We start from the raw sequence: 26809 nt of genomic DNA on the forward strand, positions 1-26809 counted from the left end.
GGACCTCAACCGCGTACAGGACCGCGCCCCTCCTCCAGGTTGGCCCTCGAAGAACCGGAACCGGCCCGGGGCGTGCCGTCCGACGGTCGGACGGCGCGCCCCGGGCCTGAGCAAGAAGCTCCGTGGAGCCTGATCGGCTCAGTGGCCGGCGGTGGCCCTGCGGATGTTGTCGTGGTGCGTCTGCGAGGCCTGGTGGGCCTCGTGCAGCAGGTCCACGATCTTCTGCAGGTGCGGCTTCATCGCCGTCCACTCGTGACGGAACTTGTCCGCCAGCGGGCCCGTCCAGTAGCCGTGACTCTCGTCAGCGGCCGAGTTCAGACCGCTGAACACCGACTCCAGGTTGATCTTCTGGCTCTTGAAGTGAGTGACCAGCTTGTTCAGCGCGTCGAGATCGGCACCACTGATTGCCATGAGACGTCGCTCCTCCCCGTACCAATAGCAAAGTTACGGACCCGTCGTCCGCGACTGGCACGCTACCTCACGCCACTCGCAGAGCATCCGTGTCCCTCATTCCTCTACAACTACACGCCACCCGCGCACCGTTGGTTCCAGTGACAACGCGACTTTGACGGGCAGTCGATTTCTGCCGTTGAAGCCGAAATCGCCAGCCATCGGGCGTTCACCGCGGCAAATCTTCGCAAAATGAGGTCAAGGGTCAAGTAAAAAAGCGGAGTTTCACGACCGGCCCACCATCCGTCCGAGGGCACCCGTCCCCGACCTCACCCCTCTCTGCTCGTGACAGCCGGCGTCGCCGCAGCCCTGGCCTGGCGGGAACGCGATGCCCAACGCCCGACCCGCCGGGGTGTTCAGGTCCGGCATGACCATGTGCATCGTGGGCAACTCGGGCTGCTTCGAGCCCGGGCCTGAGCAAGAAGCTCCGTGGAGCCTGATCGGCTCAGTGGCCGGCGGTGGCCCTGCGGATGATGTCGTGGTGCGTCTGCGAGGCCTGGTGGGCCTCGTGCAGCAGGTCCACGATCTTCTGCAGGTGCGGCTTCATCGCCGTCCACTCGTGACGGAACTTGTCCGCCAGCGGGCCCGTCCAGTAGCCGTGACTCTCGTCAGCGGCCGAGTTCAGACCGCTGAACACCGACTCCAGGTTGATCTTCTGGCTCTTGAAGTGAGTGACCAGCTTGTTCAGCGCGTCGAGATCGGCACCACTGATTGCCATGAGACGTCGCTCCTCCCCGTACCAATAGCAAAGTTACGGACCCGTCGTCCGCGAGCGGCATCGCACTCTGCGCCACTCCCAATACAGCCGTTCACTGCCGTTCCTTTACAACTGCACTCCATCTACAGCTCGTTGGGCCCCGGTAACATCAAGCTGTTTGCTGTGGTCCACGCGGCCGTGACGGAATGGTGGGGGAGAACACATGGGCGCTCCGGCAGATCAGCCGAAGGTCGACAATCCATGGCGCGCGGCCCTGGTAACGCTGAGGAACGACCTCAGGTCCGAAACCGAACGCCTCAAGGACCTGCTGGCCAAGGCCGACACCGACATGCAGGCCAAGAAGGTGTGGACCAGCGAGAAGGGCGGAGTCGCCGCGAACTTCCGGGACGACCTTCACGGGAAAAAGCAGCGGATCGGGACATTGGTGGGCAAGCTAATTCCGGCAGTTGAAGCCGAAATCGCCAAGTGCCCAGAGAAGGTCTCGCAAGCCGACGCCAAGATGCTGCGCATGGACCTGCAGGGCTACTGAGTTCACGTTCACCTCCATCGACAAGACTTCGAAAAAAGAAGCAAACGGGGAAGTAAAGAATGGGCGAGTTCTCGGCAATAGATCCGACAGCCATGCAGGGCATGATCAAGTCCTACACAACGGACAAGGACAACCTGCGCCAGAGCGCGGTGAACCTCAAGTCCCGCTTCGACCGCTTCGGCATCGATACCAGCGACCTGACACAGATCCTGGGCATCTGCACTTGGCTCGACGACCAACTGTCCACCCTCACCCGCCACCAAGCCCTCGGAGCGGCGCTGGAGCGGGAACACCCCGGACTGCAGATGGTCCAGGTGCCCGAACCGGTCGTCAGCGCCGCCCAGGCACGCAAGGACGGCAAGGAGCTGGCCGACGAGTTCTCCAGGAACACCAGCGGCGACGAGAAGGCCGGGAAGGAGTACCACGACCTCGCCCTGAAACTCGCAGCCCACAAGGACGATCCGGACTTCTGCTCGTCGTTCTACGCCAACCTGCACCCGCCTATTCAGGCGGAGACCCTCCCCAGCCTGCTTGCAAGCACAGGCAGCTCGACAGCTGGCGAGGACCTCAAGGCGTACAGTCACGCTTTGGGTGTGGCCTGCAGCTCGGACTATCCGGCTCCGGGTTTCGAGAAGATCAAGAAGATGTACCTCCAGCCGGTACCCAAGGGGGTTCCCCTGGGTTGGGATCGCGGCGCCATGTTGCGTTACGGCGACTTTCCTTCCTCGTTTCTCGCCAAGTCCATCCGAGCCAACGTCCTCGACCAGGTCGCGAAGGACAAGGATCAAGATTTTCGCGGCGGCGGCGAGAAGGCGCGCATCCTAGGACTGCCGGACGACACGGTCGCCCTCAATCTGGAGGCGCTCGGCGACAATCAGCGTGCCGTCTTCGACGCCATTGCACAGATGGGCGATGAGGAGAACCCCAACCTCCAAGAGCACCTGAAGCTGCTTCTGGAGTACAGCAAGCAGAACAGCGACGCACAGACCGCTCTGGGCCACGCCATCGACGTCGGTTCCGGGGTACACGGACATGAGGACGCGAACGGGAACTGGCATGTTGATGCGGGCAAGCACAATGCGTGGGAGAGCACATTCGCTTTCGATGCCGTACTAGCCGCAGGCCACGCCGAGACGCATGAGTTCAACGGCCTTTTCAAGAAGGATATGGGAAGACTCGCGGCGTCCTACGCGCCCGAGATGCTGATCGGCGGCCACAATGTCGATGAAAACAGTGGCGACTCCTCCTTCGGTTCACCGACCGAATATGACGACGTACTCGGCGTCGATCCAGCTTTCTATCTCAGCCCGCAAGACACATACCGGTTCATGAAGACGTTCTCCGACGATGACGGGATGACGGCCCCCTTCGACGAGGCGATGGGCAAACTCCAACACGACGTGCTCATCAGAACGGCGAAATTCGACCATGACGCGATCGCGGCCGGGAAACAGGATCCGCGTACCTACGATCTTGCGGCCAAGGCCTTCGGGAACACCCAACGTCTCGAGTATGACGCCGAGATGAAGATTCGCGGCGAAATGGACGAGTCGGAGAAGGCTTTCAAGGAGCACCTCAAGCAGGCTGCCATCCTCGGATCGGAGGTCGCAGGCGAGCCCGAGCTTCCCGCTGCCTGGACACTGGCCTGGCGTGGCGGCATGTTCGCCGTCAAGGAGTACGGCGGTGGCGCATACGTTGAATCTGGACCTGAGCGGACCGAGAAGGTCAACGAGAAGAATTTCGAAATGGTCGCTCAGGCCCGGTACACGATGGCCACGACTCTCATGGACGGTGGCTGGAAGACCACGCCCCTACCTGACGGCCTCAAGGGCGAGGACGGAAAACTCAAGTCTTTCGAAGAGCTCTCGAAGGACCATCAGCTCGAAGCCTTCAACGATTGGGCGAACGAGCAGCGGGAAGGCGACGTCTCCTTCCACACGAAGCAGGTCCTTTCAGCTGGTGAGCTGAGCAATCAGGATGCGGACGTGTACGTCAAGGAAGTGGACGGGGAGTAGAGGTCAAGCAGGTCGGGTGACCGGGCAAGTAAGTACCTGGCCACCCTATGACCTTGCTGTGCCTTATAGGCAATCCGTCGTTCCCGTCAGCACATAGTCGAGAGTTGGCGTATCGTGTGCCGTCAGCGTAACGGTGATGCGAGTGTGCGCCTTCTCATTGAACAACGCTTCGACGTACTTATCGTCGCTTTTTCGGACCTTGCCTGCCTCGGTGTCCAATTTATATCCGCGCGAACCGAGGAAGCCGCTGACGTCTCCCGCGTCCAGTATCAGAGCTTTACGCGCATTCGGCGATGCCGGGACTTTCATATGGGCGGCGTACGTCCGCTTGTGTTTACCATTTCCACATGCCCTGTCCGTTGAGCCATCATCCGTGACGGCGTACCGCCCCGGCGCCTTCAACGAGGTTTGCATGGTGTTCAGGAGCCACGTTGAATCCTTCGACATGCGTGCGCCCGCCTCCTTGCTGGTGGGCCCGCCGGATGATGAATCGCAGGCAGCAAGGGCTACCGATGCCCCAATGGCGACCAGGCCCAGAACCAATCGCCTGGACCGCCGCTCGCCCGTCAACCGCATTGATATGTCACCTCTCGCTCGGTTCACTGAGAATGCACGCCTCGCCTTCCATCCACCACAAGTTCGCCACGGCGGGGCTATTTTGATTCATTCCAAGCGCCGACCGGTAAATGGTGTCGAAAACTATCCTATTGACATCGTCGAGAGTGCCCTACGAAGCGTGGGGGCACAACCCTGTACAAGGATATGTTGGCCAGATGAGGGGCAGTTCGTGACACCGTCGCAAGGGCGAAGCGCGAACCTGTCGGACATATCCGCCATTTGAATGATCGTCAGGTTTGCCCTCCGTCATGTCCAGGGGATCCGGGCGTGTCAACCGCTGCAACTTGGCTCTTCCTTCGCAAACACGACGGGCGAGGCGCTGGCGGGGGGCGAGCACAAGCAGCCGCCACACCGTCAAACGGCTGTCAACCGCAGTCACTTGCCGCGAGCCGCCTTCGCCAGTTCCTCGTCGATCTGCTCGAACTTGTCCGCCGCGTTGGTGAGGTAGTCCCCCATGCCGTCCAGGCCGTCGAGCGTGACCTTCGTGCCGCGGACGAACTCGTCGAAGTTCTCGTCGAACGCCTTCGACGAACTCTTCGTGACGTAGCCCGACTCGACCAGGTTGGCCATGTATTTGCGCAGTCCGTCGAGCCTCTCGTGGAGCCTTTCCTTCTCCTTCACGACATGCTTGGCTGCGTCTCGCATGTCCTGGTAAGTGACGTCAAGGTCCTTCGACATGAAGCCGCTCCCTCTTCGAAACGCCACGGGGACAGCCCCTTCGTGGCCGTTTCAACGGTGTGATCGTCCGCGCTTGCGCGCCGCAGCTTACGGCCGTCGCACGCGGGTCGTTGCCGTAGCGAAACCTGGCTGACTCCGCATCGCCCCGTCAGCCGCCCGCTGGTGCGGGGGCAGCTTGCGGCGGCGGTCACCCTCGCGGGTGACGATGAGCAAGGTGACCTGGTGGACCAGGGCAGGATGGGCAATCAGCGCGAGCCACAGGGGCTGGGGGAGGACAAGCGTGCGCCTGACTCTGACCGTCGTCGACCCGTTCGGCGGGAGCTCCGCCGACGTCGTCCTCGACGCGGACCCCGAGTCCACCGTGGGCGACATCGCCCAGGAACTGGCCCGGCACGTCGGGCACAGTGGGGCGCAGGTCATCCCCATCGGGCAGCAGCACCAGGCGCCGGCGGGCAACTTGCCCCTCGTGTACGTCGACGGGTACGCCGTCGATCCCGGCGCGACGGTCGTCGGGTCGCCGTTGCGCGAAGGGGCCGTCGTCAGTCTGCAGGATCCTGCCGGGTGTCTGCCCGGCGAGCCCAGCGGCCTCGTCGAACTGCGCGTCGTCGGCGGGCCCGGAGCCGGGTTCGTACACCGGCTCGGGGTGGGCCGGCACGACATCGGCAGCGGTCCGGCGTCGTACATCCGGATCGACGACCCGGAACTCGACCCCCGCGCGCTGACGTTGTCAGTTGCAACCGAAGGCACCTGCCGGGTCTCGGTTCACCAGGACCAGGACAGTGTCACTCTCGACGGCGAGAAGATCGACGGTGACTCCTGGCCCCTCGGCGCCCAGATCGCCCTCGGCAACACCCTGCTGGAGCTGGCCCGTTACAGCCCGCCGAACGCCGCCCTCAAGTGGTCCGACGACGGGGTGGGGCTCGACTACAACCGGCCGCCCCGGCTCCGCCCACCGGACCGGCCGACCAAGTTCCGGCTGCCCGGTCCGCCCCGGGAGTACGAAGCCCGGCCGCTTCCCTGGCTGATGGCGCTCACGCCCCTCGTGGGGTCCGTGGTGTCCGTGCTCATCTTCCACCGCTGGTACTACCTGATCATGGCGGGGCTCAGCCCCGTCATGCTGTTCGCCAACTACTTCATGGACAAGAAGCACGGGCGCAAGTCCCATGCGAAGCAGGTCAAGGAGTACAAGGAACAGAAGGAGCGGATCGAGAAGGACGCTCAGGACGCCCTGACGACCGAGCGGTTGGACCGGCGGAACGCAATTCCCGATCCGGCTGCCGTGCTTTCTCACGGTACCGGGCCGCGTACTCGGCTGTGGGAGCGGCGGCGTACCGACCGCGACCATCTGGTGGTGCGGGTCGGGACCGGGCGGCTGCCCTCCGAGGTCGTGCTCGACGACCCGGAGCAGGACGACCACCGGCGCCAGGTGACCTGGAACATCGAGGACGCGCCCGTCTCCCTCTCCCTGCGTTCCCTCGGTGTCATCGGCATGGCGGGGCCCGGGGATTCCGCACGTGCACTCGGACGGTGGGCCGTCGCCCAGACCGCCGCGCTGCACAGCCCGATGGACGTCCAGGTCTATGTACTGAGCGAGAACAGCGCGCAGAGCAGCTGGGACTGGGTGCGCTGGCTGCCGCACGCCCGCCCGGCCGGCGGTCAGGACGTCAACGTCCTCATCGGCACCGACGCCGAGACCGTCGGCGCCCGCATCGGCGAGCTGACCCAGATCCTCGACGCCCGCAAGAAGGCCGCCGAGCAGAACCGCGGTCAGGGGACCGGTTTCAGCGATCCGGACATCGTCGTCGTATGGGACGGGTCGCGGCGGCTGCGTTCGCTGCCGGGTGCCGTACGACTGCTGCGCGAGGGGCCGGCCGTCGCGATGTACGCCATCTGTCTGGACGCCGAGGAGCGGTTCCTGCCGGGTGAGTGCCAGGCGTTCGTCGTCGCCGAGCCCAAGGCCCAGGAGTACGACGCCCAGAGCGACGCCGCACAGCCCGCGGCTCAGCAGCAGGTCGCCGGGGGCTTTCCGTCTTTCCAGGCCTGGCATGACGCCGGCAGTCCGGAGCCCGAACGCATCGAGCGGGCCCATGAGTTGCGGCTGCGCGTCGAGGAGTCCGGGGCGGAGCGCATCAAGGACGTGCGGCCCGACTTCGTGTCGGCCCCCTGGTGTCTGCGCCTGGCCCGGTCCCTGTCCGCTCTTCGTGACATCAGCGGGGAGACCGAGGACTCGGCACTGCCCGGCGCCAGCCGGCTGCTGGACGTGCTCCAGCTGGAGCCGCCGACGAGCGATGCGATCGTCGCGCGGTGGCGGATGGGCGGGCAGTCCACGCTCGCGGTGATCGGTGAGTCGTACGACGGTCCGTTCGGCATCGACATGCGCAAGGACGGGCCGCACGGGCTGATCGCCGGTACGACGGGTTCCGGTAAGTCGGAGCTGCTGCAGACCATCGTGGCGTCGCTGGCCGTGGCGAACACGCCGGAGAACATGACCTTTGTGCTCGTCGACTACAAGGGCGGCTCGGCGTTCAAGGACTGTGTGAAGCTGCCGCACACCGTCGGCATGGTCACCGACCTCGACGCGCACCTCGTCGAGCGCGCCCTGGAGTCGCTGGGCGCCGAGCTGAAGCGGCGCGAGCACATCCTGGCCGCCGCCGACGCCAAGGACATCGAGGACTATCAGGACCTCGTGCGCAGGGATCCCTCGCATGCGCCCGTGCCTCGACTGCTCATCGTCATCGACGAGTTCGCGTCCATGGTGCGCGACCTGCCCGACTTCGTGACGGGTCTGGTCAACATCGCCCAGCGGGGTCGTTCGCTGGGCATCCACCTGCTGCTCGCCACCCAGCGGCCCAGCGGTGTCGTCTCCCCCGAGATCCGCGCCAACACCAACCTCCGTATCGCCCTGCGCGTGACGGACGGCGGCGAGTCGACCGACGTCATCGACTCGCCCGACGCCGGGCACATCTCGAAGAACACGCCGGGCCGGGCGTATGTGCGCCTCGGTCACGCGTCCTTGGTGCCCTTCCAGTCGGGGCGGGTCGGTGGCCGCAGGCCCGGTGCCGCCGACCCCGCCGCCCTCGCCCCGTGGGTGGGCGAGCTGGCCTGGGCGGACCTGGGCCGGGCCGCGCTGGTCAAGCCGAAGGCTCAGGCGCGCGAGGACGAGGAGATCACCGACCTGAAGGTGCTCGTCGACGCCGTCCGGGACGCCAACGGAACCCTCGGCATCCCGGCCCAGCACAGCCCGTGGCTGCCCGCCCTCGCCGGGACGCTGCTGCTCGACGAGGTCGAGGTCCCGGTCGCGGCCCTCGCCCCCGGCAAGCTGCCACCCGCGCCGTACGGTGTGGAGGACCTGCCGGCCGATCAGGCGCGCCGCCCGGTCGTCGTCGACTTCTCGGCCTTCGGTCATCTGATGATCGGCGGTGCGCCGCGCAGCGGCCGCTCCCAGGTGCTGCGGACCATCGCGGGCTCCATCGCCCGCACCCACTCCTGCGCCGACGTCCACCTGTACGGCATCGACTGCGGCAACGGCGCGCTCAACGCGCTGACCCGGCTGCCGCACTGCGGCGCGGTCGTGGGCCGTAACCAGACCGAGCGGGTGATCCGCCTGGTCAACCGGCTCAAGGGCGAACTCGGGCGCCGTCAGGACCTGTTGGCGGAGAGGGGCTACGCCGACATCGGCGAGCAGCGGGCCGCGGCCCCCGAGGACGAGCGGCTGCCGCACATCGTCGTCCTCCTCGACCGCTGGGAGGGCTGGGTGCCCACCCTCGGCGAGATCGACCACGGTTCACTGACGGACGAGCTGACCACGATGATGCGGGAGGGCGCGAGCGTCGGCATCCACCTGGTGCTGACGGGTGACCGCACGCTGCTCGTCGGCCGTATCGCCACGCTCACCGGGGACAAGTACGGCCTGCGCCTCGCCGACCTCAGCGACTTCTCCACGCTCGGCATCCCGGCCCGCAAGGTGCCGGAGGAGATCCCGCCGGGCCGTGCCTTCCGCAACGAGTCCGGTACGGAGACCCAGTTCGCGCTCCTCGCCGAGGACACCACGGGTCAGGGTCAGGCCGCGGCGATCGGCGCGATCGGCGAGGCCGCCACGGCCCGGGACGCCTCGGTCCCGCGCTCGCGCCGCCCGTTCCGGGTGGACAGCCTGCCCAGCCGGATCTCCTTCGCCGACGCCTGGGAGATGCGTGACCCGGAGGCCTCCCGCTCCCGGCTGTGGGCGCTGGCCGGCATCGGCGGCGACGAGATCGTCGGCTTCGGGCCGGACCTGGCGGCGGGCGTGCCGTCGTTCGTCATCGCGGGCCCGGCGAAGTCCGGCCGCTCGACGGTTCTGATGAACTTCGCCCAGTCCTTTCTCTCGCAGGGCATACGGCTGGTCGTCGCGGCCCCGCGGCAGTCGCCGTTGCGCGGGCTCGACGGCACGGAAGGCGTACTGAAGGTCTTCACCGGCGACGACATCGACGAGGACGACTTCGAGGAGGTCATCGACTCGGCGTCCCTTGAGGAGCCGATCGCCGTCCTGGTCGACGACGGCGAGATCCTGGAGGACCTGGACGCCGAGTCCCACATGAAGCGGATCGTCTCCCGCGGCTCCGAACGCGGCCTCGCGCTCGTCATCGCCGGTGACGAGGAGGACGTCTGCAGCGGCTTCTCCGGCTGGCAGGTCGACGCCAAGAAGGCCCGCCGCGGCATCCTGCTCTCCCCGCAGGAGTCGTCGAGCGGCGACCTGATCGGCGTACGGCTGTCCCGGAGCATGGTGGGCGGCCAGGTGGTGCCGGGGAAGGGCATGCTGCACCTGGGCGACGGTGAGTTGCGGACGGTGGTGATCCCTGGGTGAGCGGAGGATCGGCGAGAGCGGGCCGGGCGAAGGCGGGTCCGGCCTCCCTCCACTACCGGCGGGCACGGGGCCGTACGACCGCCGCGCCCGCCCGCGAGCCCCGGCGGCGCCGCTTCGACCGCAACAAGGTGATTCTCAACGCGGGCGGGTGTCTCCTGGCCGTGGCGATCGTCGGCCTCGCGGCGCTGACGCGACTCTGGGGGCCCCGCATCTGGACCGGGCTCGCCCCCGCCTGGCCCGACGGCGGAGACGGATTCGCCGTCACCGCGGGAGTTGTGCTGCCGTGGACCGCGGCCGCGGCGATCCTGCCCCTGTGCCGGATCGACTGGGACCAGCCCGGCCGGCGGTGGATGGTCCGGTTCGCCCAGTCGGTGCCCGGGACGGTGTCGGCAGCCGCCGTCCTCGTGGTGCTCATGGGGGCCCACCGTTCCGAGCGCGGTCACCGCGGCCCCTCCTGCTTCCGTGCGGGCGGGCCCTGTTGGGTCCATCAGCAGTACCCGCACATCGGGCTCGTCGTCCTCGGCGCCGTCGCCGGGTCCGGCGCATTGCTGATCCTCTTGCTCTCCGTCTCCATCAGGAGCCGCAAGAAGCGTTCGCAGTCCGCTACTTGACCTTCGACATCCGCGAAACCGGGTTTCCCTCCGCCGAACTGTCCGACGTGTACTTGAGGTCGTCCCCGACCGGCGTCAACTCGACGGAGTGAGGTGCCGGGTTGCAGCCCTCGTGGTTGCCCCTGGCCCCGACGGACGTGGCGACGATCTGCGTCTTCGTCACCTTCTTCAGGGTGAGGACGTCGGTGCAGACACCGCCGAGCTGGTCGGTCTGCGTCATACGGCCCAACTCCTCCCCGATGTCCGCCCGTTGGACCGTGAGCCGGAAGGTGCCGATGGGGAGATTGCCGTCGAGGGCGGTGCCCTGGCCCTCCCAGGTGCCGAGGTAGCGGTCCGGGACGGCGCTCGGCGCGCCGGCGGCGGTGCTGGAGGCGGTGCTCGGTGCCGCGGAGTACTCGCGGCCGCTGCCGGTGCCGGAGTCTTCGTCGACGCCGAGCATAGGGCGGATCAGGAAGCCCAGCCCCACGGCGACCGCGGCCAGGGCCCCGGCTACGGCGAGCGCCACCGTGCAGCTCACCCGCCGGCCACGGCCTCCCTCGCCGGGAGTGGAGGCGGCCGCCACGGAGACGGAGACCTTGCCCGGCCGCTGTTCGGCAGGCACCGCGTCCCGCGGCTCCGGCACGACGGTCGGGGCACCCGGTACGGCGTTCCCGTCCCCGGGCGCGACGGTCGGCGGCCCCGGCGCGGCGGCCGGGGACACCGGCACCGGTATGTCCGGGGCCGGCCCGAACTCCCCCGCCGCAGCCCCTGCCGAAGGCTCCGAATCCCCGCCCACCGACGGGCTGCTGAAGCCCACCGGACCGGACGGCACCGCCTCCGCGGTCTCCAGATTGAGCAGCTGTACGGCACTCCGGCTGACCTGCTCGACCAGCGCCCCCGGCAGCCACCCGCCCGCGACGAGCCGCGCGGCCCCGTCGGGAGCGAGCCGTCGGCCGACCTCCCCTGGGGTCGGCCTCCCGCCCGGGTCCTTCGTCAGGCAGGCCTCGGCCACCTCCCGCAGCTCACCGCCGAGCGAGCCGAGTTCGGGCTCCTCGTGGACGACCTTGTAGAGCAGGGCGGCCGAGGAGTCCCCGGGGAAGGGTGACTCGCCGGTCGCCGCGTAGGCCAGGACCGCGCCGAGGGAGAAGACGTCCGCCGCGCCGGTGACGCCCTTGCCCAGGATCTGTTCGGGCGACATGTAGCCGGGCGAGCCGATCGACACGCCGGACGAGGTCAGCGACGCCGTGCCGTCCGTGGCCCGGGCGATGCCGAAGTCGATGAGCAGCGGCCCGTCCAGGGTCAGCAGGACGTTGGACGGCTTCACGTCCCGGTGCACCAGGCCCAGTTCGTGCACCGCCGCCAGTGCCTCGGCGAGGCCCGCGCCCAGCACCCGTACGGAGTGCGCGGGCAGCGGCCCGCCGTCGGACACGGCCGCCGCGAGGGACGGGCCGGCCGCGTAGGCGGTGGCGACCCAGGGCACGGCGGCCTCCGGGTCCGCGTCCAGGACCGGCGCGGTCCAGGCGCCGCCGACCCGGCGCGCGGCCTCGACCTCGCGCCGGAAGCGGGCGCGGAACTCCTCGTCGAGCGCGAAGTGCGGATGCACGATCTTCACGGCGACCGTACGGCCGCCCGTGCTCCGTCCCAGGTACACGCGCCCCATTCCGCCGGCACCGAGCCGGCCGAGGAGCCGGTAGGGTCCGACGACGGTCGGTTCGTCGGCTCCGAGCGGCTGCATGGCGTCCCCCTCCCCCTAGGTCCTGTCGTTGCACGACGGGACCTACGCCTGGCTGCCCAGCAGCGTAGTGATTAGCGCTGGAGCAGATCCACCTTCACATCCGCCGGGAAGCCCGTGGTCGGCCCCACCCGGCGGGCGAACTCCGCGACCGCCGCCAACTGCGGCTCCCCGAAGCGGAAGTCGAGGGTGGTGAAGTACTGCTCCAGGACCCGCTCGTCGAACGACTCCCAGCGGGCGGCCTGCTCGGCGACCTTGCCGACCTCTTCCAGGGAGAGGTTGCGGGAGGACAGGAACGCCTCGTGCACCTGACGGGTGATCAGCGGCTCGCGCTGCAGATAGTCCCGCCGGGCCGCCCACACCGCGAAGACGAACGGCAGGCCCGTCCACTCCTTCCACAGCGTGCCCAGGTCGTGCACGGCGAGGCCGTAGCGCGGCCCGTCGAGGAGGTTGGCCCGCAGCGCCGCGTCGCCGATGAGCACCGCCGCGTCCGCCTCCTGCATCATCAGGCTGAGGTCGGGCGGGCAGGTGTAGTAGTCGGGCTGTACGCCGTAACGCTCGGCGAGGAGCAGCTGGGCGAGGCGGACGGAGGTGCGGGAGGTGGAGCCGAGGGCGACCCGGGCGCCGTCCAGTCGCTCCAGGGGGACCTGCGAAACGATCACGCAGGACATCACCGGGCCGTCGCAGCCGACCGCGATGTCGGGGAAGGCGACCAGGTCGTCGGCGTTGCGCAGGAACTCGACCAGGGTGATCGGCCCGATGTCGAGGTCGCCCCGCACCAGCTGCTCGCTGAGCTTCTCCGGTGTGTCCTTGGTCAGCTCGAAGTCGAGGAGGGTGCCGGTTCTCGCGAGCCCCCAGTAGAGGGGCAGGCAGTTCAGGAACTGGATGTGACCGACGCGCGGCCGGGTGCGAGAATTGTCCACATCGCGAGACTAGACCCCATGGGGTACGGTGCTGTCTCCGACCCCACGGTCAACCCGGCTCACTGGATCTTCAAACATCCGGGTGACGTGATCTTGACCTCTATTGCTTTCGGCTGCCCGCATGCTAGGCTCGCCGCAAGTTGCAGTTTGGTTTCCCTTGCAGTACAGAGCCTGCGGAGCATGTGACCGCGGGCTCTCGTCGTTTTCAGACATATGCAGTTGTGCGGCGTTGTTTCACACTTGCAGGTTCTGGAGCAGGGCAAACCCTTTGTGAGCCCAAGGAGGGCTTATGGCTACCGGAACCGTTAAGTGGTTCAACGCCGAAAAGGGCTTTGGCTTCATCGCCCAGGAGGGCGGCGGCCCCGACGTCTTCGTTCACTACTCCGCGATCAACGCCACCGGCTTCCGCTCCCTTGAGGAGAACCAGCAGGTGAGCTTCGACGTGACGCAGGGCCCGAAGGGTCCGCAGGCGGAGAACGTCACCCCCGTCTGATCACTGCCTGATCGCAGAACCTGAGTGCAGTACCCAAGGAGCCCCGCGCCGCAAGGCGACGGGGCTCCTGCCTTTTCCCGTTCATTCCCGGTTCACATGTGCTGCATGATCAGTACGAACTTCGTTCCCGCCGTGAGTGCTTCGTACGCGTGCGGCACGTCTCCGCGGTACGACATGTAGTCCCCGGGCCCCAGTTCGACCGACTCCCCCCGCGGCCCGGCCTTCACCGTTCCCTCACCGACCACGATGTGCTCGGTGGTCCCGGGAATGTGCGGTTCGGAATCCCGTACTGTCCCGGGTTCGAGCCAGACGTAATAGATGTCCCTGCGCGCACCCGGCGGGCTCGCGGACAGCAGCGTGGCCAGATAGCTGGACTGCTCGGAATGCACCGTGGGTCCGGCGCCGGCCCGGATCACCTGAACGGCGGGCGCGGGCGGCTCGACGAGTGCACTGAAGGGCACCCCGAGCGCCACCGCCAGTGCCCAGATCGTCTCCATGCTCGGATTCCCGCTCGCCGCCTCCAGCTGGGACAGCGTGGACTTCGCGATCCCGGCGCGCTTGGCCAGCTCGGACAGGGACAGCCCGGTGCGGGTGCGCTCGCGCCTGAGGGACGCGGCGATCCACTCCATCGGGAGGCGGGTGGGGGGCTCGGACATGTCGTTCGCTCCATCGGTACGATCGTTCGCCTTGACGGACATGGCGCCTGTTGTTCATTGTAGAAAACATGCGTTCGCTTCTCCGAACACCCGAGTCCGGCTCACTGGTCCGCGACAGTTCACTCATCTGGCTGGCCGGCGGCATCGTCGGCGTGTCGTTCGGTGCCGTCTCCGTCGCGGGCGGGCTCCCGGTGTGGGTGCCGGTGGTGATGTCGCTGGTGGTGTACGCGGGCTCGGCCCAGTTCAGTACGGTCGGCGTGCTGCTCGCCGGGGGCGGTCCGCTGGCCGCGGCGGCCACCGGTCTGCTGCTCAACACCCGCACGGCCGCCTTCAGCCTCGCGGTCGCGGAGATCATCGGCCGGGGCCGGGCCACCCGGCTCCTCGGCGCGCACCTGGTCACCGACGAGACGGTCGCCTTCGCCCTCGCCCAGCCGGATCCGGTGCGGCGCCGCAGGGCGTTCTGGATCTCCGGGCTCGGCCTGTTCACCGCGTGGAACGCCGGGGTGCTGATCGGGGCGCTCGCCGGGAGCGCGCTGGGCGACACCGCCCGGTACGGCCTGGACGCCGCCTTCCCCGCCGTACTCGTGGCCCTGGTGCTGCCCGCCCTTCGCGCGGACGCGTCCGTACGACGCTGTGCGCTGCTCGGCGCGGCGGTGGCACTGGCGGTGACGCCCGCCGTACCGGCCGGGGTACCGGTACTGCTGGCTCTCGTCGGGCTGTTCCTGCACGGCCGCGGTGCGGGGGCCGCCGTATGAACGCGACGATGGCCGCGGTCCTGGCGCTGGCGGTGGGCACCTACGCCTTCCGGCTGGTGGGCCCGGTGCTGCACGGGCGGGTGGAGATTTCGGCGCGGGTGCAGGAGCTGGCCTCGGCGGGGGCCGTCGTCCTGCTCGTCGCGCTGCTGGCGACGGGCGCACTGACCGAGGGCGGGGGCTTCGCCGGGTGGGCGCGGCCGGCCGGCGTCCTGATGGGCGGGGTACTGGCGTGGAGGCGGGTCCCGTTCGCGGTGGTGGTGCTCGGCGCGGCAGGCACGGCGGCGCTCCTGCGGGTGGCCGGGGTGGCCTGAAGGCGACGGGCTGTCAGTGCCTTCGCTACGGTCCCCGTCCATGACCGACGCCGACTTCCTCACCGCCACCCGCACCTTCTACGACGCGATCGCCGACGACTACGCCGACCGCTTCCGGGACGACCTGGCCGCCAGGCCGCTGGATCGGGCCGTGCTCGGCGCGTACGCCGAACTGGTCGGCACCAGCGGCACGGTGGCCGATCTCGGCTGCGGTCCCGGACGGACCACCGCGCGCCTCGCCTCCCTCGGCGTGCCGGTCTTCGGACTCGACCTGTCGGAGTCGATGCTCGCGATCGCCCGCCGCGAGAACCCGGACCTGCGTTTCGTACGGGGCTCGATGCTGGACCTGGACATGCCGGACGGCAGCCTGGCGGGGGTCATGAGCTGGTACTCCTCCATCCACACCCCCGTGGACCTGCTGCCCGCCCTCTTCACCGGGTTCCACCGGGTGCTCGCCCCGGGCGGCCACCTCCTGCTCGGCTTCCAGGTCGGCGACGCGCCGCGCCGCTTCGACAGCCCCTGGGGCCACCCGGTCTCGCTGGACTTCCAGCGGCGCCGCCCGGAGCTGATGGCGCAACTGCTCGCCGGGGCCGGTTTCACGCTTCTGTCCCGCACCGTGCGCGAAGCGGACGAAGACCTCGGCGAGTCGTCCCCGCAGGCGTTCCTGATCGCCCGGAAGCCCGGCTAGGCCACGGCTGGGGGGTGTCTACAGGCGCCCGGCGATGTCCAGCGCCGCGACGTACCCGAACGTCATGGCCGGACCGATCGTCGCCCCGGCGCCCGCGTAGCTGTGCCCCATCACGGCGGAGCTGGCGTTGCCTGCGGCGTACAGCCCCGGGATCACCGAGCCGTCGGCCCGCAGCACCCGCGCCCGCGCGTCCGTCACCAGCCCGCCCTTGGTGCCGAGGTCGCCCGGCACGATCCGGAAGGCGTAGTACGGCGGCAGCCACAGGGGCGCGAGACAGGAGTTGGGGAGGACGACCGGGTCCGTGTAGTAGTGGTCGTACGCGCTGTCGCCCCGGTGGAAGTCGGTGTCCTTGCCGTTCAGCGCCTGGCAGTTGAACCGGTCGACGGTCGCCCTGAGGGCGCCGGCCGGGATCCCGATGGCCGAGGCGAGGGCGTCCCAGCTCCAGGCCTTGCGGACGGCACCCGAGCCGTACCAGTCGTCGGGGAGGACGAAGGTCGGGGCGACGTCCCGGAACAGATACCGGTTGCGGTAGTTCTGGTCGACGATCAGCCAGGCGGGGATGTCGGGGTCGGTGGGATTGCGGTCGTACATCGTGTGGACGACGTCGCTGTACGGGGCGGCCTCGTTCACGAAGCGGCGGCCCGCCGCGTTGACCATCAGGCCCCCGGGCAGGGTGCGTTCGGCCAGGCAGAAGTAGGGCTGGCCGGGGAGCGGTATGGCCGGTCCCCACCAGGCGTCGTCCATCAGACCGAGCGCGGCGCCGGCCCGCTCCCCCGCGCGGATCCCGTCCCCCGTGTTCTCCTTGGCCCCGACGGTCCACTCCGTGCCGACGGGCTGCCGCTGGTACTGCGCCCGCATGGCCGCGTTGTGCTCGAACCCGCCGGACCCGACCACGACCCCGCGCCGCGCCCGGACGAGCCCCGGGGACCCGTCCCGGGTGACGACGGCCCCCGTCACCGCCCCGCTCTCCGTGTACAGGTCGGTGAGCGGGGTGTTGAGCCAGACCGGCACCTGGGCGTCCAGCAGCCCCTTGCGCAGCCCGGCGGCGAGCGACTGCCCCATGGTGAGCGGCTTCTGCCCGAGCAGGGCCGCCTTGGTGCCGCGCGCCAGGCACTCGGTGGCGACGGCGGCCCCCTTCACGCTCACCGCGGCCAGGGCGAGCCACTTGTAGTCGGCGCTGAAGACCACCATGCCGGCGGGCACCTGCATGTACGGCGGGTTGAGACGGGCGAGTTCGGCGCCCAGGAGGTTCCCGTCGAGCTGGTCGGGCTCGATGGAGCGTCCGCCCGCAAGGCCGCCCGGCAGCTCGGGGTAGTAGTCGCTGTAGCCCTCCATCCACCGGAACCGCAGCGGGCTGTTGGCCATGACGAACGAGATCATGGCGGGCCCGTGGGCGAGAAACGCCTGCTGCCGCGAGGCGGGCACGTCCGAGCCCACCACGGCGGCGAGATAGGCGGCGGCCTTGGCCGGGGTGTCCGGCACACCGGCCGCCAGGAGGACGGCGTTGTTGGGAATCCAGATCCCGGCGCCGGAGCGGGCGGCGGACCCCCCGAAGGTGGCCGCCTTCTCCACGACGACACAGCTCAGCCCCTGCTTCGCGGCGGCGAGCGCGGCGGTCATCCCGGCCGCGCCGGCTCCGATGACGACGACGTCGTACGTGCCCAGGAGGGGTAAGTCGGCCGCACTGGCTCCCTGCAGGGTCCCGGTCACCGCAAGGGCCAGCCCGGCGCCCGCGGCGGTGCCGAGTACTCGTCTCCGGGTGGGTGAGCCGGTGCGTGTGGCGGCCATGGCAGGTCCCTCCGAAGCGGGTTTGGGGGACCGGAATGTCGCGCGAGGGTCTTGTGAAGTCAAGAGCTGGGGGGTGTCGTTTGGATCAGGCTGGCTGTGAGAAGCGGTGCCTTGTAGCCAAGTCGAGCGGGCTCATGGGGGTCCCCCCTGCTTGAAGAGCTCGGGGAGTGCGTGCCACACCCCGCGACGCGGGCATGATCCAAACGACACCCCCTAGGCGTCGGCCAGCACCTCGAGACAGTCCTGCCGGGCCGGCTCGCTCAGCAGGTCGCGCCAGCGGGTGAAGAGGGCGAGCAGATCGAGGCCGTACTTCTCGCGGAAGGCGGGGTCACGACGGGCGAGGTCGAGTTCATTGGCGGCGGTGAGCTCGGCGAAGTCCCGCAACAGGCTGGGGGCGGGGAGCAGGATGCCGTCCGTGAAGCGGTCACGGAAGGGGGAGTTGTGGTCCGTGAGGGTCGGATAGGTGGCCTTCCGGTCGCAGCTCGCGTAGAAGTACACGATCGCCTCGGCTTCGGTACCGATCACCGCCCTGAGCTCGGGGCGGCGGTCGAGCGGGAGCAGTTCGGAGGGAAAGCCGTCGGTGCCGTAGGCGGCGTGGCACAGGCCGGCGAGCCGGAGGGCGGGGCGGGCGCCCCAGACGGCCAGTCGCTCCCGTACCCGGTCGAGGTGGGCGAGGAGGGTGCCGCCCGGGTGCGCGAGGGTGTCGGCGCCCAACTGCCCGAGCAGTGCGCGTGCTTGCGCCACCGTCCGGTCGTCCATGTGCCGTGTCCCTTCGACGAGTGCGGTCGGCACCCGCTCCTCTTCCCGGGGGAGGAGCGGGTTGCCGCCTGGGCCCGGAGAAGAGCTTCGTCCTCACCCCGCATTCCAGTCAATCCTTGGGTTTTGTCACCAACTCCAAGAGTTAACTTGGATGTTGTGACCCTCGACGACCTGCGCGTGTTCGTGGCCGTGTGCCGGGCCGGAAGCCTGAGCGCGGTGGCCCGGGATCTCGGGTGTACGCAGTCGGCCGTGAGCCAGCACGTCAAACGCCTGGAGCGGGAGACCGGGGTGGCCCTGCTGGAGCGGCAGCCGCGCGGGGTCGTGCCCACGCAGGCGGGACGGATCCTCGAGGCCGCGGCCGCCGAGGGGATCTCCGGACTCGATCTCGCCGTACGTCAGCTGCGGGACCTGGTCGACGGGCACAGCGGGTATGTGCGCGTGGCGACCGGGGCGACGACCGTACGGCACTTCATGTCGGAGGCGGTGGTCACCTTCCGCCGTCGTCACCCGAAGGTGAACCTGGAGTTCCGTACGGTCAGTTCGGGGCGCGGCAGCTTCGACGCGCTGGCCGACGGCACGCTGGACCTGGCCTGGATAACGCTCGGTCCGCCGGTGCGGGGGATCGAGCAGCGGGCGGTGGTGGAACTCCCGTGGGTGCTGGCGGTGCGGGCGGACGATCCGCTGGCGGGACGCACGTCCCTGGCCGCCGGTGATCTGACGGACGTCCGTCTGATCCGGCTTCCGCCGAACTCCGCGTCCGCCGCCCATCTGGAGGCCGCGTGCGCGGAGTCGGGGGTGCGCTTCGCCTACGACACCAGCGTCGCCGACTGGGACACGGCGCTCCTGCTGGCGGAACTCGGTGTGGGACGCACGGTCGTCCCCGCCCTGCCGGGACTCGCCGTCCCCGGCGCCGGCAGGCTCCGGCTGATTCCGCTTCCCGGTCTGCGTCCGCTGCCGGTCGGCTGGGCGGTGCGCCGCTGGGACGCCCTCGGCCCGCCGGCCCGCGCGTTCGCGGACACGGTCGTCGAGAGCGCTCGCGCCCAGGCGGCGTGAGGGGTCCGGGCGATGAGCACCCCGAACCCCCGCGCCCCTCATCTCACCAGGCCACCGGCAGCTCGATGGGGAACCGCCGGATCGTCTCCGTGTCCCAGCGCACCTCCTCCGGCGCCACTGCCAGCCGCAGCCCGGGGAATCGTTCCAGCAGCCGTCCGATCGCCACCTCCAGCTCCGCCATGGCCAAGGGGACGGCGATGCACCGGTGGCCGCCCCAGCCGAAGGTCATGTGCGGGGCGTTGCGCCCGGGCAGGTCGGGGTCGATGACCTGGGGTTCCGGATAGCGCACCGGGTCCCGGTTGGCCGCCAGGTACGACACATGGACGAACTCGCCCGCCCGGATCTTCACGCCGTCCATCTCGACGTCCTCCAGCGCCACCCGGGGGATGCCGACCCCCTTGCGGAACGGGATGTACCGGAGCATCTCGTGGATCGCGTTCGTCAGGTTGTCCGGGCGCCGCCGCAGGTAGTCCGCCAGCTCGGGCCGGGTAAGCAGCAGATACGCGATGTTGCTGATCTGGCACGTCGCCGTGTCCTGCCCGCTGAGCACCAGGGTCAGGGTCATGACGGCAAGTTCCCTGTCGTTGAGCTGGTCCTCTCCCTCCCGCGCGGCGGCCATCGAGCTGATGATGTCGTTGCCGGGGGTGCGGCGGCGCTGCTCGACCATGGCGCCGAAGTAGTCGGTCAGGTCGGTCTTGACCTTGGCCGCCGCCTCCCTGTTGTCCGCACCGGTGACGAGGAGCCGGTGGACCTGCTCGCGCATCCTGGACCACTCGTCGCGGGGAATCCCGAGCAGGTGGAGGATCGTGTGCTGGGGGAACGGGTTCGACAGGTGCTGTACCAGATCCGCCGGCGGTCCCTGCTGCGTCATCTCGTCGAGCAGGGAGTCCGCGAGCAGGACGATCCGCTCCCGCATCTCGTCGACCCGCTGCTGGGTGAACGCCTGTGACGCCAGGCGCCGTACGCGGCTGCTGTGCGGCGGGTCCATGACGTTGATGGACTCGGGGGAGACGATGGGCTCCGGTGTCATCCGGGGATAGTCGTGGCCCATGATCTGCGCCCGGCTGAAGCGCTGGTCGGAACAGACCTGCTGGACCGAGCGGAAACCGGTGACCAGCCAGGCGCCGGCGTCGCCGTACGGGAGCCGGATGCGGGTCAGCGAGTCGCGTTCCATGATGGCCGCGAGCTCGGGATCGAAGTCGAGGGCCTCGCTGTAGTCGAACGGGCAGGTGATCGACTCGTCGCTCGTGCTCATCAGGCACCCGTCCCCTTCATCGGCGCGACATTGGTGGCGTCCACGACGGGGCGCAGGCGCCGCGCCAGGGTCGCGGCGTCGCCGACGGCCCAGTAGTGGACGAAGAACAGCCGGGGCTGGTCCATGAGGTTGTGGTGGTGGAGCTCGACGAGGTCGGCACCGCCGCGCCGGAGCCCGGCGAGGACGTCCTGGACCTCCTCGGCGATCACGGCGAAGTCGCCGCTGACCGCGGCCCGGCCGCGGCCGATCGGCTGGAAGTTGAACGAGGTGGTCGAGCCCAGGCCCGGGGGCAGGAGGAGGTGGCCGTCGGTGATGGGCTCCCGGCGGACGAACGTGCTCTGGTAGACGCCGCTGTCCGCGGTGCCCTTCACCCCGAGCGCGGCGTCGATGGCCGCGGTGTCCAGGTCGAAGGGTACGGCGAAGGGCGTGCCGGGGGGCACGGCGAAAGCGGCATTGGTCTTCGGGAACGGGGTGGCGGTGCGCTCCAGGGCGGCACGCAGACCGCGGGCGACGGCCGCCGGGTCGGTGCTGTGGGCGTGGAGGTGACACCACCAGACGTCGGGCCGCTGGGCCAGCAGATGCTTGTGGATCGCGGTCTGCCCGATCCCGTGCTCGTGCAGGGCGTCGCTGAACGGCTGGAGTTCGCGCTCGGTGACCACCGCGTCGCCCATCAGGAGCGAGCTGCCGTCGGCGTACCGGACGAAGGACACATGGGTGCCCAGGGCGAGCGCGGGGTCGATCATGATGCCCCGGGAGACCACGTGGAGGTCCCGGCGCAGCAGGGGCGTGTGGTACATGAACCGCTTCATGCCGCCCGGCGCGCCGAGGGCCGCGCCCACGTCCGCCCAGTCGGCGAGTTCGGTCATCACCGGCGGGACCGGGGTGTGGACCGGCTCGGCCCCCGGGCCGGCGGTCGCGGCGCGGGCGGGGGGAACCGCCCCGGACGCCACGGTCAGTACGGGCGCAAGGGCGGCGGTGGCCAGCACGCGACGCCGGGACGCTGTCGGTCTGGGGTCGGCGTGCCGCTGTCGGTCATCAGTCATCTCATATGCCTCCTGGCGCGATGGAAGCACGGGAGGACACCCGGACCCGTGATCTGCACCGGCACATGGGCCCAGGTGGGCTAAGCGGGCTGGAGCGGTCGGATGAGCCCACCGCGGCCCACCGGAGGGGCCAGGGCCTAGCCGTACAGTCCCTCGACCTGCGCCGAGAAGTCGCGCATGACCGCCTCCCGGCGCAGCTTCATCGACGGAGTCAGATGGCCCGCCTCCTGCGTGAAGTCGACCGGGAGCACCGCGAACTTTCTGATCGACTCGGGGCGGGAGACCAGCCGGTTCGCCTCGTCCACCGCCCGCTGCAGCACCGCCCTCAACTCGAGGTCGTCCACGAGGAGTTCCGGGGGGACCGGGTGCTTGCCGTTCATCTGGCGCCAGTGGGTGATGCCGTCGGGGTCGAGGGTGAAGAGGGCGGTGACGTAGGGGCGGGCGTCGCCGACGAGCATGCAATGGGAGATCAGGGGGTGGGAGCGGAGCCAGTTCTCCAGCGGGGCGGGCGCCACCGACTTGCCGCCCGCCGTGATCAGCAGCTCCTTCTTGCGGCCGGTGATGGTCAGATAGCCCTCGTCGTCCAGCTCGCCGATGTCGCCGGTCGGCAGCCAGCCGTCGCGGGTCGCGGGGACGACCCCGCCCGCCTGCGGGTCCCAGTAGCCGCGCAGCACGTGGTCGCCGGAGATGAGGATCTCGCCGTCCGCCGCGATGCGGACCCTGGTGCCGGGCAGCGGCCAGCCCACGGTTCCCAGGCGCGGCTTCAGGGGCGGGGTCACGGTCGAGGCGCCCGTCGTCTCCGTCAGCCCGTAGCCCTCGAAGATCTCGATGCCCGCGCCGGCGTAGAAGGCGGCCAGCCTGCGGCCCAGCGGGGAGCCGCCGCAGATGGCGTACTTGACCCGGCCACCCATCGCGGTGCGGATCCGGCGGTACACCAGGGGGTCGTAGAAGGAGCGGGTGGTCTTCAGGGCGCGGCTCGGGCCGTTGCCGGTACCCGTCTGCCGGGCCTCCAGCGCCTCGCCGTAGCGCTGTGCCACCGACACCGCCCGGTCGAAGGCGGACGCGCGGCCGCCCGCCTCCGCCTTGGCGCGGGCGGTGTTGAAGACCTTCTCCAGCATGTACGGGATGGTCAGCAGGCAGGTCGGCTTGAAGGCCGCGAGGTCCGGGAGCAGGTCCTCGGCCTTCAGGCTCGGGGCGTGGCCGAGCCGTACCCCGGCCCGGACGCAGGCGATGGCGACCATGCGGCCGAAGACGTGGGACATGGGCAGAAAGAGGAGGACCGACACCTCCTCGCCGGACTTCGCCTTGAAGATGGGGTAGAGGAGCTCGATCGCGTTGTCCACCTCGGCGAAGAAGTTTCCGTGCGAGAGGGCACAGCCCTTCGGTCGACCGGTGGTGCCGGAGGTGTAGATGAGGGTGGCGAGCGTGTCGGGGACCAGCATGCCCCGGCGTACGCCGACTTCGCCGTCCGGCACCGGTGCGCCGAGCTCCGCCAGGCGGTCCACATGGCCCTTGTCGATCACCCACATGTGCCGAAGGTCGGGGAGGCGTTCGAGTTCGGGTCCCATGGCGGCGGCCTGGCCCGAGGTCTCCGTGACCAGGGCCACCGCGCCCGAGTCCTGGAGGATCCAGCGGGTCTGGAAGACGGAGGAGGTGGGGTAGACGGGGACGGTGACGAGGCCGGCGGCCCATGCGGCGAAGTCGAGCAGGGTCCACTCGTACGTCGTGTTGGCCATGACGGCGATCCGGTCGCCCGGGACCAGCCCCTCCGCGATCAGGCCCTTCGCCACCGCCAGGACCTCCTGGGCGAACCGGGCCGCCGTCACGTCCTCCCATTCGCCGCTCGCCGTCCTGCGGCTGAGGACCACGGCTCCGGGCTCCGCCTGAGCGTTGTCGAACGGCAGGTCCGCGAGCGACCCGTGGGTCACCGGCGGGGCGAACGGGGGTACGGAGGCCTCGCGTACGGCTCCGTCGAGGCGGCGCGTCTCGGGCTCCACGAGGATCGGCACGCCGTCGTAGTCGGTCGCCGAGACCGTCGCGCCGGAGGATACGGGGGCGTTCGGGTACGGGGTGGACACGGGGCGGCTCCTCGGGCGTGCAGCGGCGGACTGCTGGCTGCATGTCGTACGTGCCTCGCGCACCGAGGCGTTCAGCGGCGGTCGGCTCCAAACAGGGGTTACCGCTGGTTAGGCAGGCGATCGTACGGGGCCTCTGTGGCGGGCTTGTGCGGTTTCGGGAATGGTCCGGGGACGGGGCTGTGCAATCTCGTGGATTACGTGAGGGGGGCTCAGGTTCACGGCTGGATCGCCATGACCTATGCTTACCTCCGGTAACCTTACTCCAGAGTAAGCAAATCCGACCCGGTCTTGCAGGAGTTGGAGCCAATGACCGACCGCTGTCTCAGCTTCACCGGCACCGCGCCCGGCCGCTTCCCGGCCCGCCGGCTCGGACTCCCGCAACCCGCGCGGCTCTGGCGCCGGACGGCCCAAACCCCTTCTCCGACCGGTCCGTTGCTCCAGCTCACCGCGGGCAAGTCCGACCTCGACCTCGCACCCGTCCTCGCCCGCACGGGACTCGCCCCGGGCCGCGACGACCCCGCCGCCGTCGTCCTGGACGCCACCCGGGTACGGGACCTCGACACACTCGCCGAGGTGCACTCCGTCCCCCGTCCCGTCGTCCGGTCCGTCGCCGAGAGCGGCCGCGTGCTGGTCCTCGACATCACCGCGGCCGACGCAGGCGAGCGGGTCGCGGCGGCGCTGCCCGACGGACCGGACGTGCTCGTGCACAACGCCGGCGCCACCCGGGACCGACGGCTGGTCAACATGTCGGTGCATCAGTGGAGTTCGGTCCTGGAGGCCACCGCCTCCATCGCCGGGCTCGCCGACAACGCGGGGCAGACGAACCACGGCGCGGGCAAGGCCGGGACCGCCGGGCTGGTGCGGTCCCTCGCGCCACATGCGGTGGCGGGGCACGGGGTGACCGTCAACGCGGTCGCGCCCGGCTTCATCGAGACCCGGATGACCGCCGCGATCCCGCTCCTCATCCGGGAGGCGGGGCACCGGATGAACTCCCCCGCCCAGGGCGGACGGGTCCGCGGCCAGAGCCTGCCGGGGGCCTGATGTCCGCCGCCGTCGTCCTCACCGGCTCCCCCGCCCTCGCGCCCCTGCTCGCCCGGGGCGCCCTGCGCTCGCCGTTCAAGCGGCCCCGGCCCGAGGCCGGTTTTCCGCGCACCCGGCTGGTGCTGCCCGGCGTACGCGTCGACCTGGCCCGGCTGGCCGCCTACGAGCGGGTGTGCGGCTTCGCCACCGGTGACGACTCGCTCCCGGTGACCTATCCGCACGTCCTCGGCTTTCCGCTGGCCATGCGGCTGATGAGCGGCCGGGACTTCCCGCTGCCACTGCTCGGCCTGCTCCACACGTCGATAGAGATCACCCGGCACTGCGCGCTTCCGGCCACCGGAGAGTACGAACTCTCCGTGCACGTCGACGGGTTGGTGCCGCACCGGCGCGGGACGGAGGCGATGGTCGTCACCGAGGTGCGCGGCGACGGGGAGGTCGTATGGGAGTCGCGGAGCACCTATCTCGCCCGGCACCGGACCGGTTCCGGTGCGCCCCGGCGGGCCGGCCGCGAGCGGGGACCGCTGCCCGCCCTCGCCGAGTGGCGGATCGCGCAGGACGTCGGACGGCGGTACGGGGCCGCGTCCGGGGACCGCAACCCCATCCATCTCCACCCGCTCACCGCCCGTCTCTTCGGCTTCCCCCGGGCCATCGCGCACGGCATGTGGACGGTGGCCCGCTGCCTCGCCGCGCACGGCACGCCCGGGGCGGTGCTGGTGCGGGCGGAGTTCCGCGCCCCGGTGCTGCTGCCGGGCACCGTGCGGTACGCGGCGGACGACACGGGCGGCTTCGAGCTGCGCGACGGCGACGGGCGGCACCTCCATGTGGCCGGCGAGGTGCGCCCACTAGCCGTGTGACGCGTGCAGGCGGCCGTACGGAGGGTCGCGCGGAGCGGCGCGAAGAGGCTGTACCGGGTGGGGCGTCAGCGGGTGGCGTCGGCGCTGCGGCGGTGGGGAACGGCGTGAGGGGCGCAGGGCTCATCATGCGGCTGGGCCGCGGGGCGCGACCAGCCACGACGGACCCGCACACGACCGACGGCACATCGGGCGCTTCCAGCGGAGCGCTCAGTCGGCGGTGAGGGGCGGGGACCAGGGCCGGCCCTCCATCAGGTTGCCGAGCCCCGCCCACGCGAAGTTCATGAGGGTCGCCGCGGCCTGGCGGGCCGTGACGCCGGGAGTGGCGTTGGCCCAGGCGGCGAGGGACTCGGCGGCGCCGACCAGGGCCTCGGCCAGTCCGGCCACCTCGCGCTCGGGCAGGTCGGGGGCACGGGGGTCCCTCCCTGCTCGAGCGCAGCCGAGAGCTTGGGGGAGAGCGGCGCGCGCCGCGACCACGATCAGATGGGTCACGAACGCGACGAGTTCCTCGCGCATCGCGGCGACCTCGGCGGCGAAGGGCTCGCCATGGGTGCGGGCCTGGAGGTGCAGGATCGACCAGCCGTCGGGGTGTTCGGCGGTGTGGGCGAAGAACGCCTGCAGCCCGTCCCAGAGTTGGCGGTCGGCGGTCGGTCCCGACCGGACACCGTCCCGCACCGCCTGCGTCAGCGCCTTGCCCTCACGGCGTATGCACGCCGTGAACAGGTCTTCCTTGGAATTCAGGTACAGATACACCAACGGCTTGGACACGCCCGCCAGTTCGGCGATCTCGTCCATCGACGCGGCCATGTACCCCCGCTGGCCGAAGGTCCGTACGGCGGCGTCGAGCATCTGCTGCTCCCGCACCGCCCGCGGCATCCGCTTGGTCTTCACGGCACCCATGAGAGCAAGCCTAGTTGGGGGCCGGGCCGCCGAACGCGGGCAAGG

Annotated in this window: 24 protein-coding genes; 11 read left to right on the forward strand and 13 right to left on the reverse strand. The window is 69.9% G+C overall.

The genetic code is table 11. The annotated features are described in order from the left end of the window. Positions 1 to 138: 138 nt before the first annotated feature. Positions 139 to 411, reverse strand: coding sequence for a WXG100 family type VII secretion target (locus tag Q8A52_RS34685; protein ID WP_263211361.1), 273 nt, complete (start codon positions 409 to 411; stop codon positions 139 to 141). Between the two features lie 484 nt (positions 412 to 895). Then, the gene (locus tag Q8A52_RS34690; protein WP_316758759.1) at positions 896 to 1168 is read right to left on the reverse strand and encodes a WXG100 family type VII secretion target; all 273 of its coding nucleotides are present in this window, start codon (positions 1166 to 1168) and stop codon (positions 896 to 898) included. A 202-nt stretch (positions 1169 to 1370) separates the two neighbouring features. Here Q8A52_RS34690 and Q8A52_RS34695 point away from each other — a divergent pair, with 202 nt between their 5' ends. Together Q8A52_RS34695 and Q8A52_RS34700 are read left to right on the forward strand one after the other, a co-directional pair. Further along, positions 1371 to 1697 (forward strand): hypothetical protein, encoded by a 327-nt coding sequence (locus Q8A52_RS34695; RefSeq protein WP_316758760.1) that lies wholly within the window; start codon positions 1371 to 1373, stop codon positions 1695 to 1697. 59 nt (positions 1698 to 1756) lie between these two features. After that, positions 1757 to 3712 (forward strand): hypothetical protein, encoded by a 1956-nt coding sequence (locus Q8A52_RS34700; protein WP_316758762.1) that lies wholly within the window; start codon positions 1757 to 1759, stop codon positions 3710 to 3712. A gap of 63 nt (positions 3713 to 3775) precedes the next feature. Here Q8A52_RS34700 and Q8A52_RS34705 read toward each other — a convergent pair whose 3' ends face one another. After that, the gene (locus Q8A52_RS34705) at positions 3776 to 4159 is read right to left on the reverse strand and encodes a hypothetical protein (RefSeq protein WP_316758764.1); all 384 of its coding nucleotides are present in this window, start codon (positions 4157 to 4159) and stop codon (positions 3776 to 3778) included. A 546-nt stretch (positions 4160 to 4705) separates the two neighbouring features. Continuing rightward, complete coding sequence (locus Q8A52_RS34710) at positions 4706 to 5008, reverse strand: WXG100 family type VII secretion target (RefSeq protein WP_316758766.1); 303 nt, start codon at positions 5006 to 5008, stop codon at positions 4706 to 4708. 280 nt (positions 5009 to 5288) lie between these two features. Here Q8A52_RS34710 and Q8A52_RS34715 point away from each other — a divergent pair, with 280 nt between their 5' ends. Continuing rightward, complete coding sequence (locus Q8A52_RS34715) at positions 5289 to 9848, forward strand: FtsK/SpoIIIE domain-containing protein (protein WP_316758768.1); 4560 nt, start codon at positions 5289 to 5291, stop codon at positions 9846 to 9848. Beyond that, positions 9845 to 10459 carry a hypothetical protein gene (locus Q8A52_RS34720; protein WP_316758769.1) on the forward strand — a complete coding sequence of 205 codons (615 nt, stop codon included), beginning with the start codon at positions 9845 to 9847 and terminating at the stop codon, positions 10457 to 10459. Before Q8A52_RS34715 ends, Q8A52_RS34720 begins: the two co-directional genes overlap by 4 nt. On the opposite strand, the gene Q8A52_RS34725 is transcribed toward Q8A52_RS34720, so the two are convergent. Both Q8A52_RS34725 and Q8A52_RS34730 read right to left on the reverse strand, forming a co-directional pair. After that, positions 10452 to 12173 (reverse strand): serine/threonine-protein kinase, encoded by a 1722-nt coding sequence (locus tag Q8A52_RS34725; RefSeq protein WP_316758770.1) that lies wholly within the window; start codon positions 12171 to 12173, stop codon positions 10452 to 10454. The genes Q8A52_RS34720 and Q8A52_RS34725 overlap by 8 nt on opposite strands. Positions 12174 to 12244: 71 nt before the next feature. After that, a complete protein-coding gene (locus Q8A52_RS34730; protein ID WP_316758771.1) occupies positions 12245 to 13093 on the reverse strand; it encodes a menaquinone biosynthetic enzyme MqnA/MqnD family protein in 849 nt (282 codons plus the stop codon). 289 nt (positions 13094 to 13382) lie between these two features. Between Q8A52_RS34730 and Q8A52_RS34735 the strand changes: the two genes are divergently transcribed. Further along, positions 13383 to 13586, forward strand: coding sequence for a cold-shock protein (locus Q8A52_RS34735; protein WP_004984723.1), 204 nt, complete (start codon positions 13383 to 13385; stop codon positions 13584 to 13586). Positions 13587 to 13678: 92 nt separating this feature from the next. Here Q8A52_RS34735 and Q8A52_RS34740 read toward each other — a convergent pair whose 3' ends face one another. After that, positions 13679 to 14242, reverse strand: a complete 564-nt coding sequence (locus Q8A52_RS34740; protein ID WP_316758773.1) for a helix-turn-helix domain-containing protein — start codon at positions 14240 to 14242, stop codon at positions 13679 to 13681. Between the two features lie 68 nt (positions 14243 to 14310). On the opposite strand from Q8A52_RS34740, the gene Q8A52_RS34745 reads away from it, so the two are divergent. From Q8A52_RS34745 to Q8A52_RS34755, 3 genes are read left to right on the forward strand one after another with little or no spacing between them, the layout of a single operon-like run. After that, entirely contained in the window at positions 14311 to 14997 is a 687-nt protein-coding gene (locus Q8A52_RS34745) for an AzlC family ABC transporter permease (protein ID WP_316758774.1), read from the forward strand. Then, entirely contained in the window at positions 14994 to 15308 is a 315-nt protein-coding gene (locus Q8A52_RS34750; protein ID WP_316758776.1) for an AzlD domain-containing protein, read from the forward strand. The genes Q8A52_RS34745 and Q8A52_RS34750 overlap by 4 nt, the downstream gene beginning before the upstream one ends. A 40-nt stretch (positions 15309 to 15348) precedes the next feature. Beyond that, positions 15349 to 15996, forward strand: coding sequence for a class I SAM-dependent DNA methyltransferase (locus tag Q8A52_RS34755; protein WP_316758778.1), 648 nt, complete (start codon positions 15349 to 15351; stop codon positions 15994 to 15996). An 18-nt stretch (positions 15997 to 16014) separates the two neighbouring features. On the opposite strand, the gene kstD is transcribed toward Q8A52_RS34755, so the two are convergent. Then, on the reverse strand, positions 16015 to 17784 hold the full coding sequence (gene kstD / locus Q8A52_RS34760; protein ID WP_316758780.1) for a 3-oxosteroid 1-dehydrogenase: 1770 nt from the start codon (positions 17782 to 17784) through the stop codon (positions 16015 to 16017). Positions 17785 to 17997: 213 nt separating this feature from the next. Continuing rightward, positions 17998 to 18543 (reverse strand): DUF6817 domain-containing protein, encoded by a 546-nt coding sequence (locus tag Q8A52_RS34765; protein ID WP_316758938.1) that lies wholly within the window; start codon positions 18541 to 18543, stop codon positions 17998 to 18000. Between the two features lie 156 nt (positions 18544 to 18699). On the opposite strand from Q8A52_RS34765, the gene Q8A52_RS34770 reads away from it, so the two are divergent. Continuing rightward, on the forward strand, positions 18700 to 19596 hold the full coding sequence (locus tag Q8A52_RS34770; RefSeq protein WP_316758781.1) for a LysR family transcriptional regulator: 897 nt from the start codon (positions 18700 to 18702) through the stop codon (positions 19594 to 19596). Between the two features lie 43 nt (positions 19597 to 19639). Here the strand turns inward: Q8A52_RS34770 and Q8A52_RS34775 are convergent, their stop codons facing one another. The 3 genes from Q8A52_RS34775 to Q8A52_RS34785 form a co-directional block, all read right to left on the reverse strand. Next, on the reverse strand, positions 19640 to 20851 hold the full coding sequence (locus Q8A52_RS34775) for a cytochrome P450 (protein ID WP_316758783.1): 1212 nt from the start codon (positions 20849 to 20851) through the stop codon (positions 19640 to 19642). Beyond that, complete coding sequence (locus Q8A52_RS34780; protein ID WP_316758785.1) at positions 20851 to 21894, reverse strand: DUF1259 domain-containing protein; 1044 nt, start codon at positions 21892 to 21894, stop codon at positions 20851 to 20853. The genes Q8A52_RS34775 and Q8A52_RS34780 overlap by 1 nt, the downstream gene beginning before the upstream one ends. 137 nt (positions 21895 to 22031) lie before the next feature. After that, the gene (locus tag Q8A52_RS34785; RefSeq protein WP_316758940.1) at positions 22032 to 23903 is read right to left on the reverse strand and encodes an AMP-dependent synthetase/ligase; all 1872 of its coding nucleotides are present in this window, start codon (positions 23901 to 23903) and stop codon (positions 22032 to 22034) included. A gap of 375 nt (positions 23904 to 24278) precedes the next feature. Here Q8A52_RS34785 and Q8A52_RS34790 point away from each other — a divergent pair, with 375 nt between their 5' ends. Both Q8A52_RS34790 and Q8A52_RS34795 read left to right on the forward strand, forming a co-directional pair. After that, positions 24279 to 25013 (forward strand): SDR family oxidoreductase, encoded by a 735-nt coding sequence (locus Q8A52_RS34790; RefSeq protein ID WP_408649306.1) that lies wholly within the window; start codon positions 24279 to 24281, stop codon positions 25011 to 25013. Further along, entirely contained in the window at positions 25013 to 25867 is an 855-nt protein-coding gene (locus Q8A52_RS34795) for a MaoC family dehydratase (protein WP_316758787.1), read from the forward strand. The genes Q8A52_RS34790 and Q8A52_RS34795 overlap by 1 nt, the downstream gene beginning before the upstream one ends. A gap of 207 nt (positions 25868 to 26074) precedes the next feature. On the opposite strand, the gene Q8A52_RS34800 is transcribed toward Q8A52_RS34795, so the two are convergent. Next, complete coding sequence (locus tag Q8A52_RS34800) at positions 26075 to 26764, reverse strand: TetR/AcrR family transcriptional regulator (RefSeq protein ID WP_316758789.1); 690 nt, start codon at positions 26762 to 26764, stop codon at positions 26075 to 26077. Between the last annotated feature and the right edge of the window lie 45 nt (positions 26765 to 26809).

Origin of the sequence: Streptomyces herbicida (genome assembly GCF_032656585.1) — a bacterium.
GTDB classification, from domain to species: domain Bacteria; phylum Actinomycetota; class Actinomycetes; order Streptomycetales; family Streptomycetaceae; genus Streptomyces; species Streptomyces herbicida.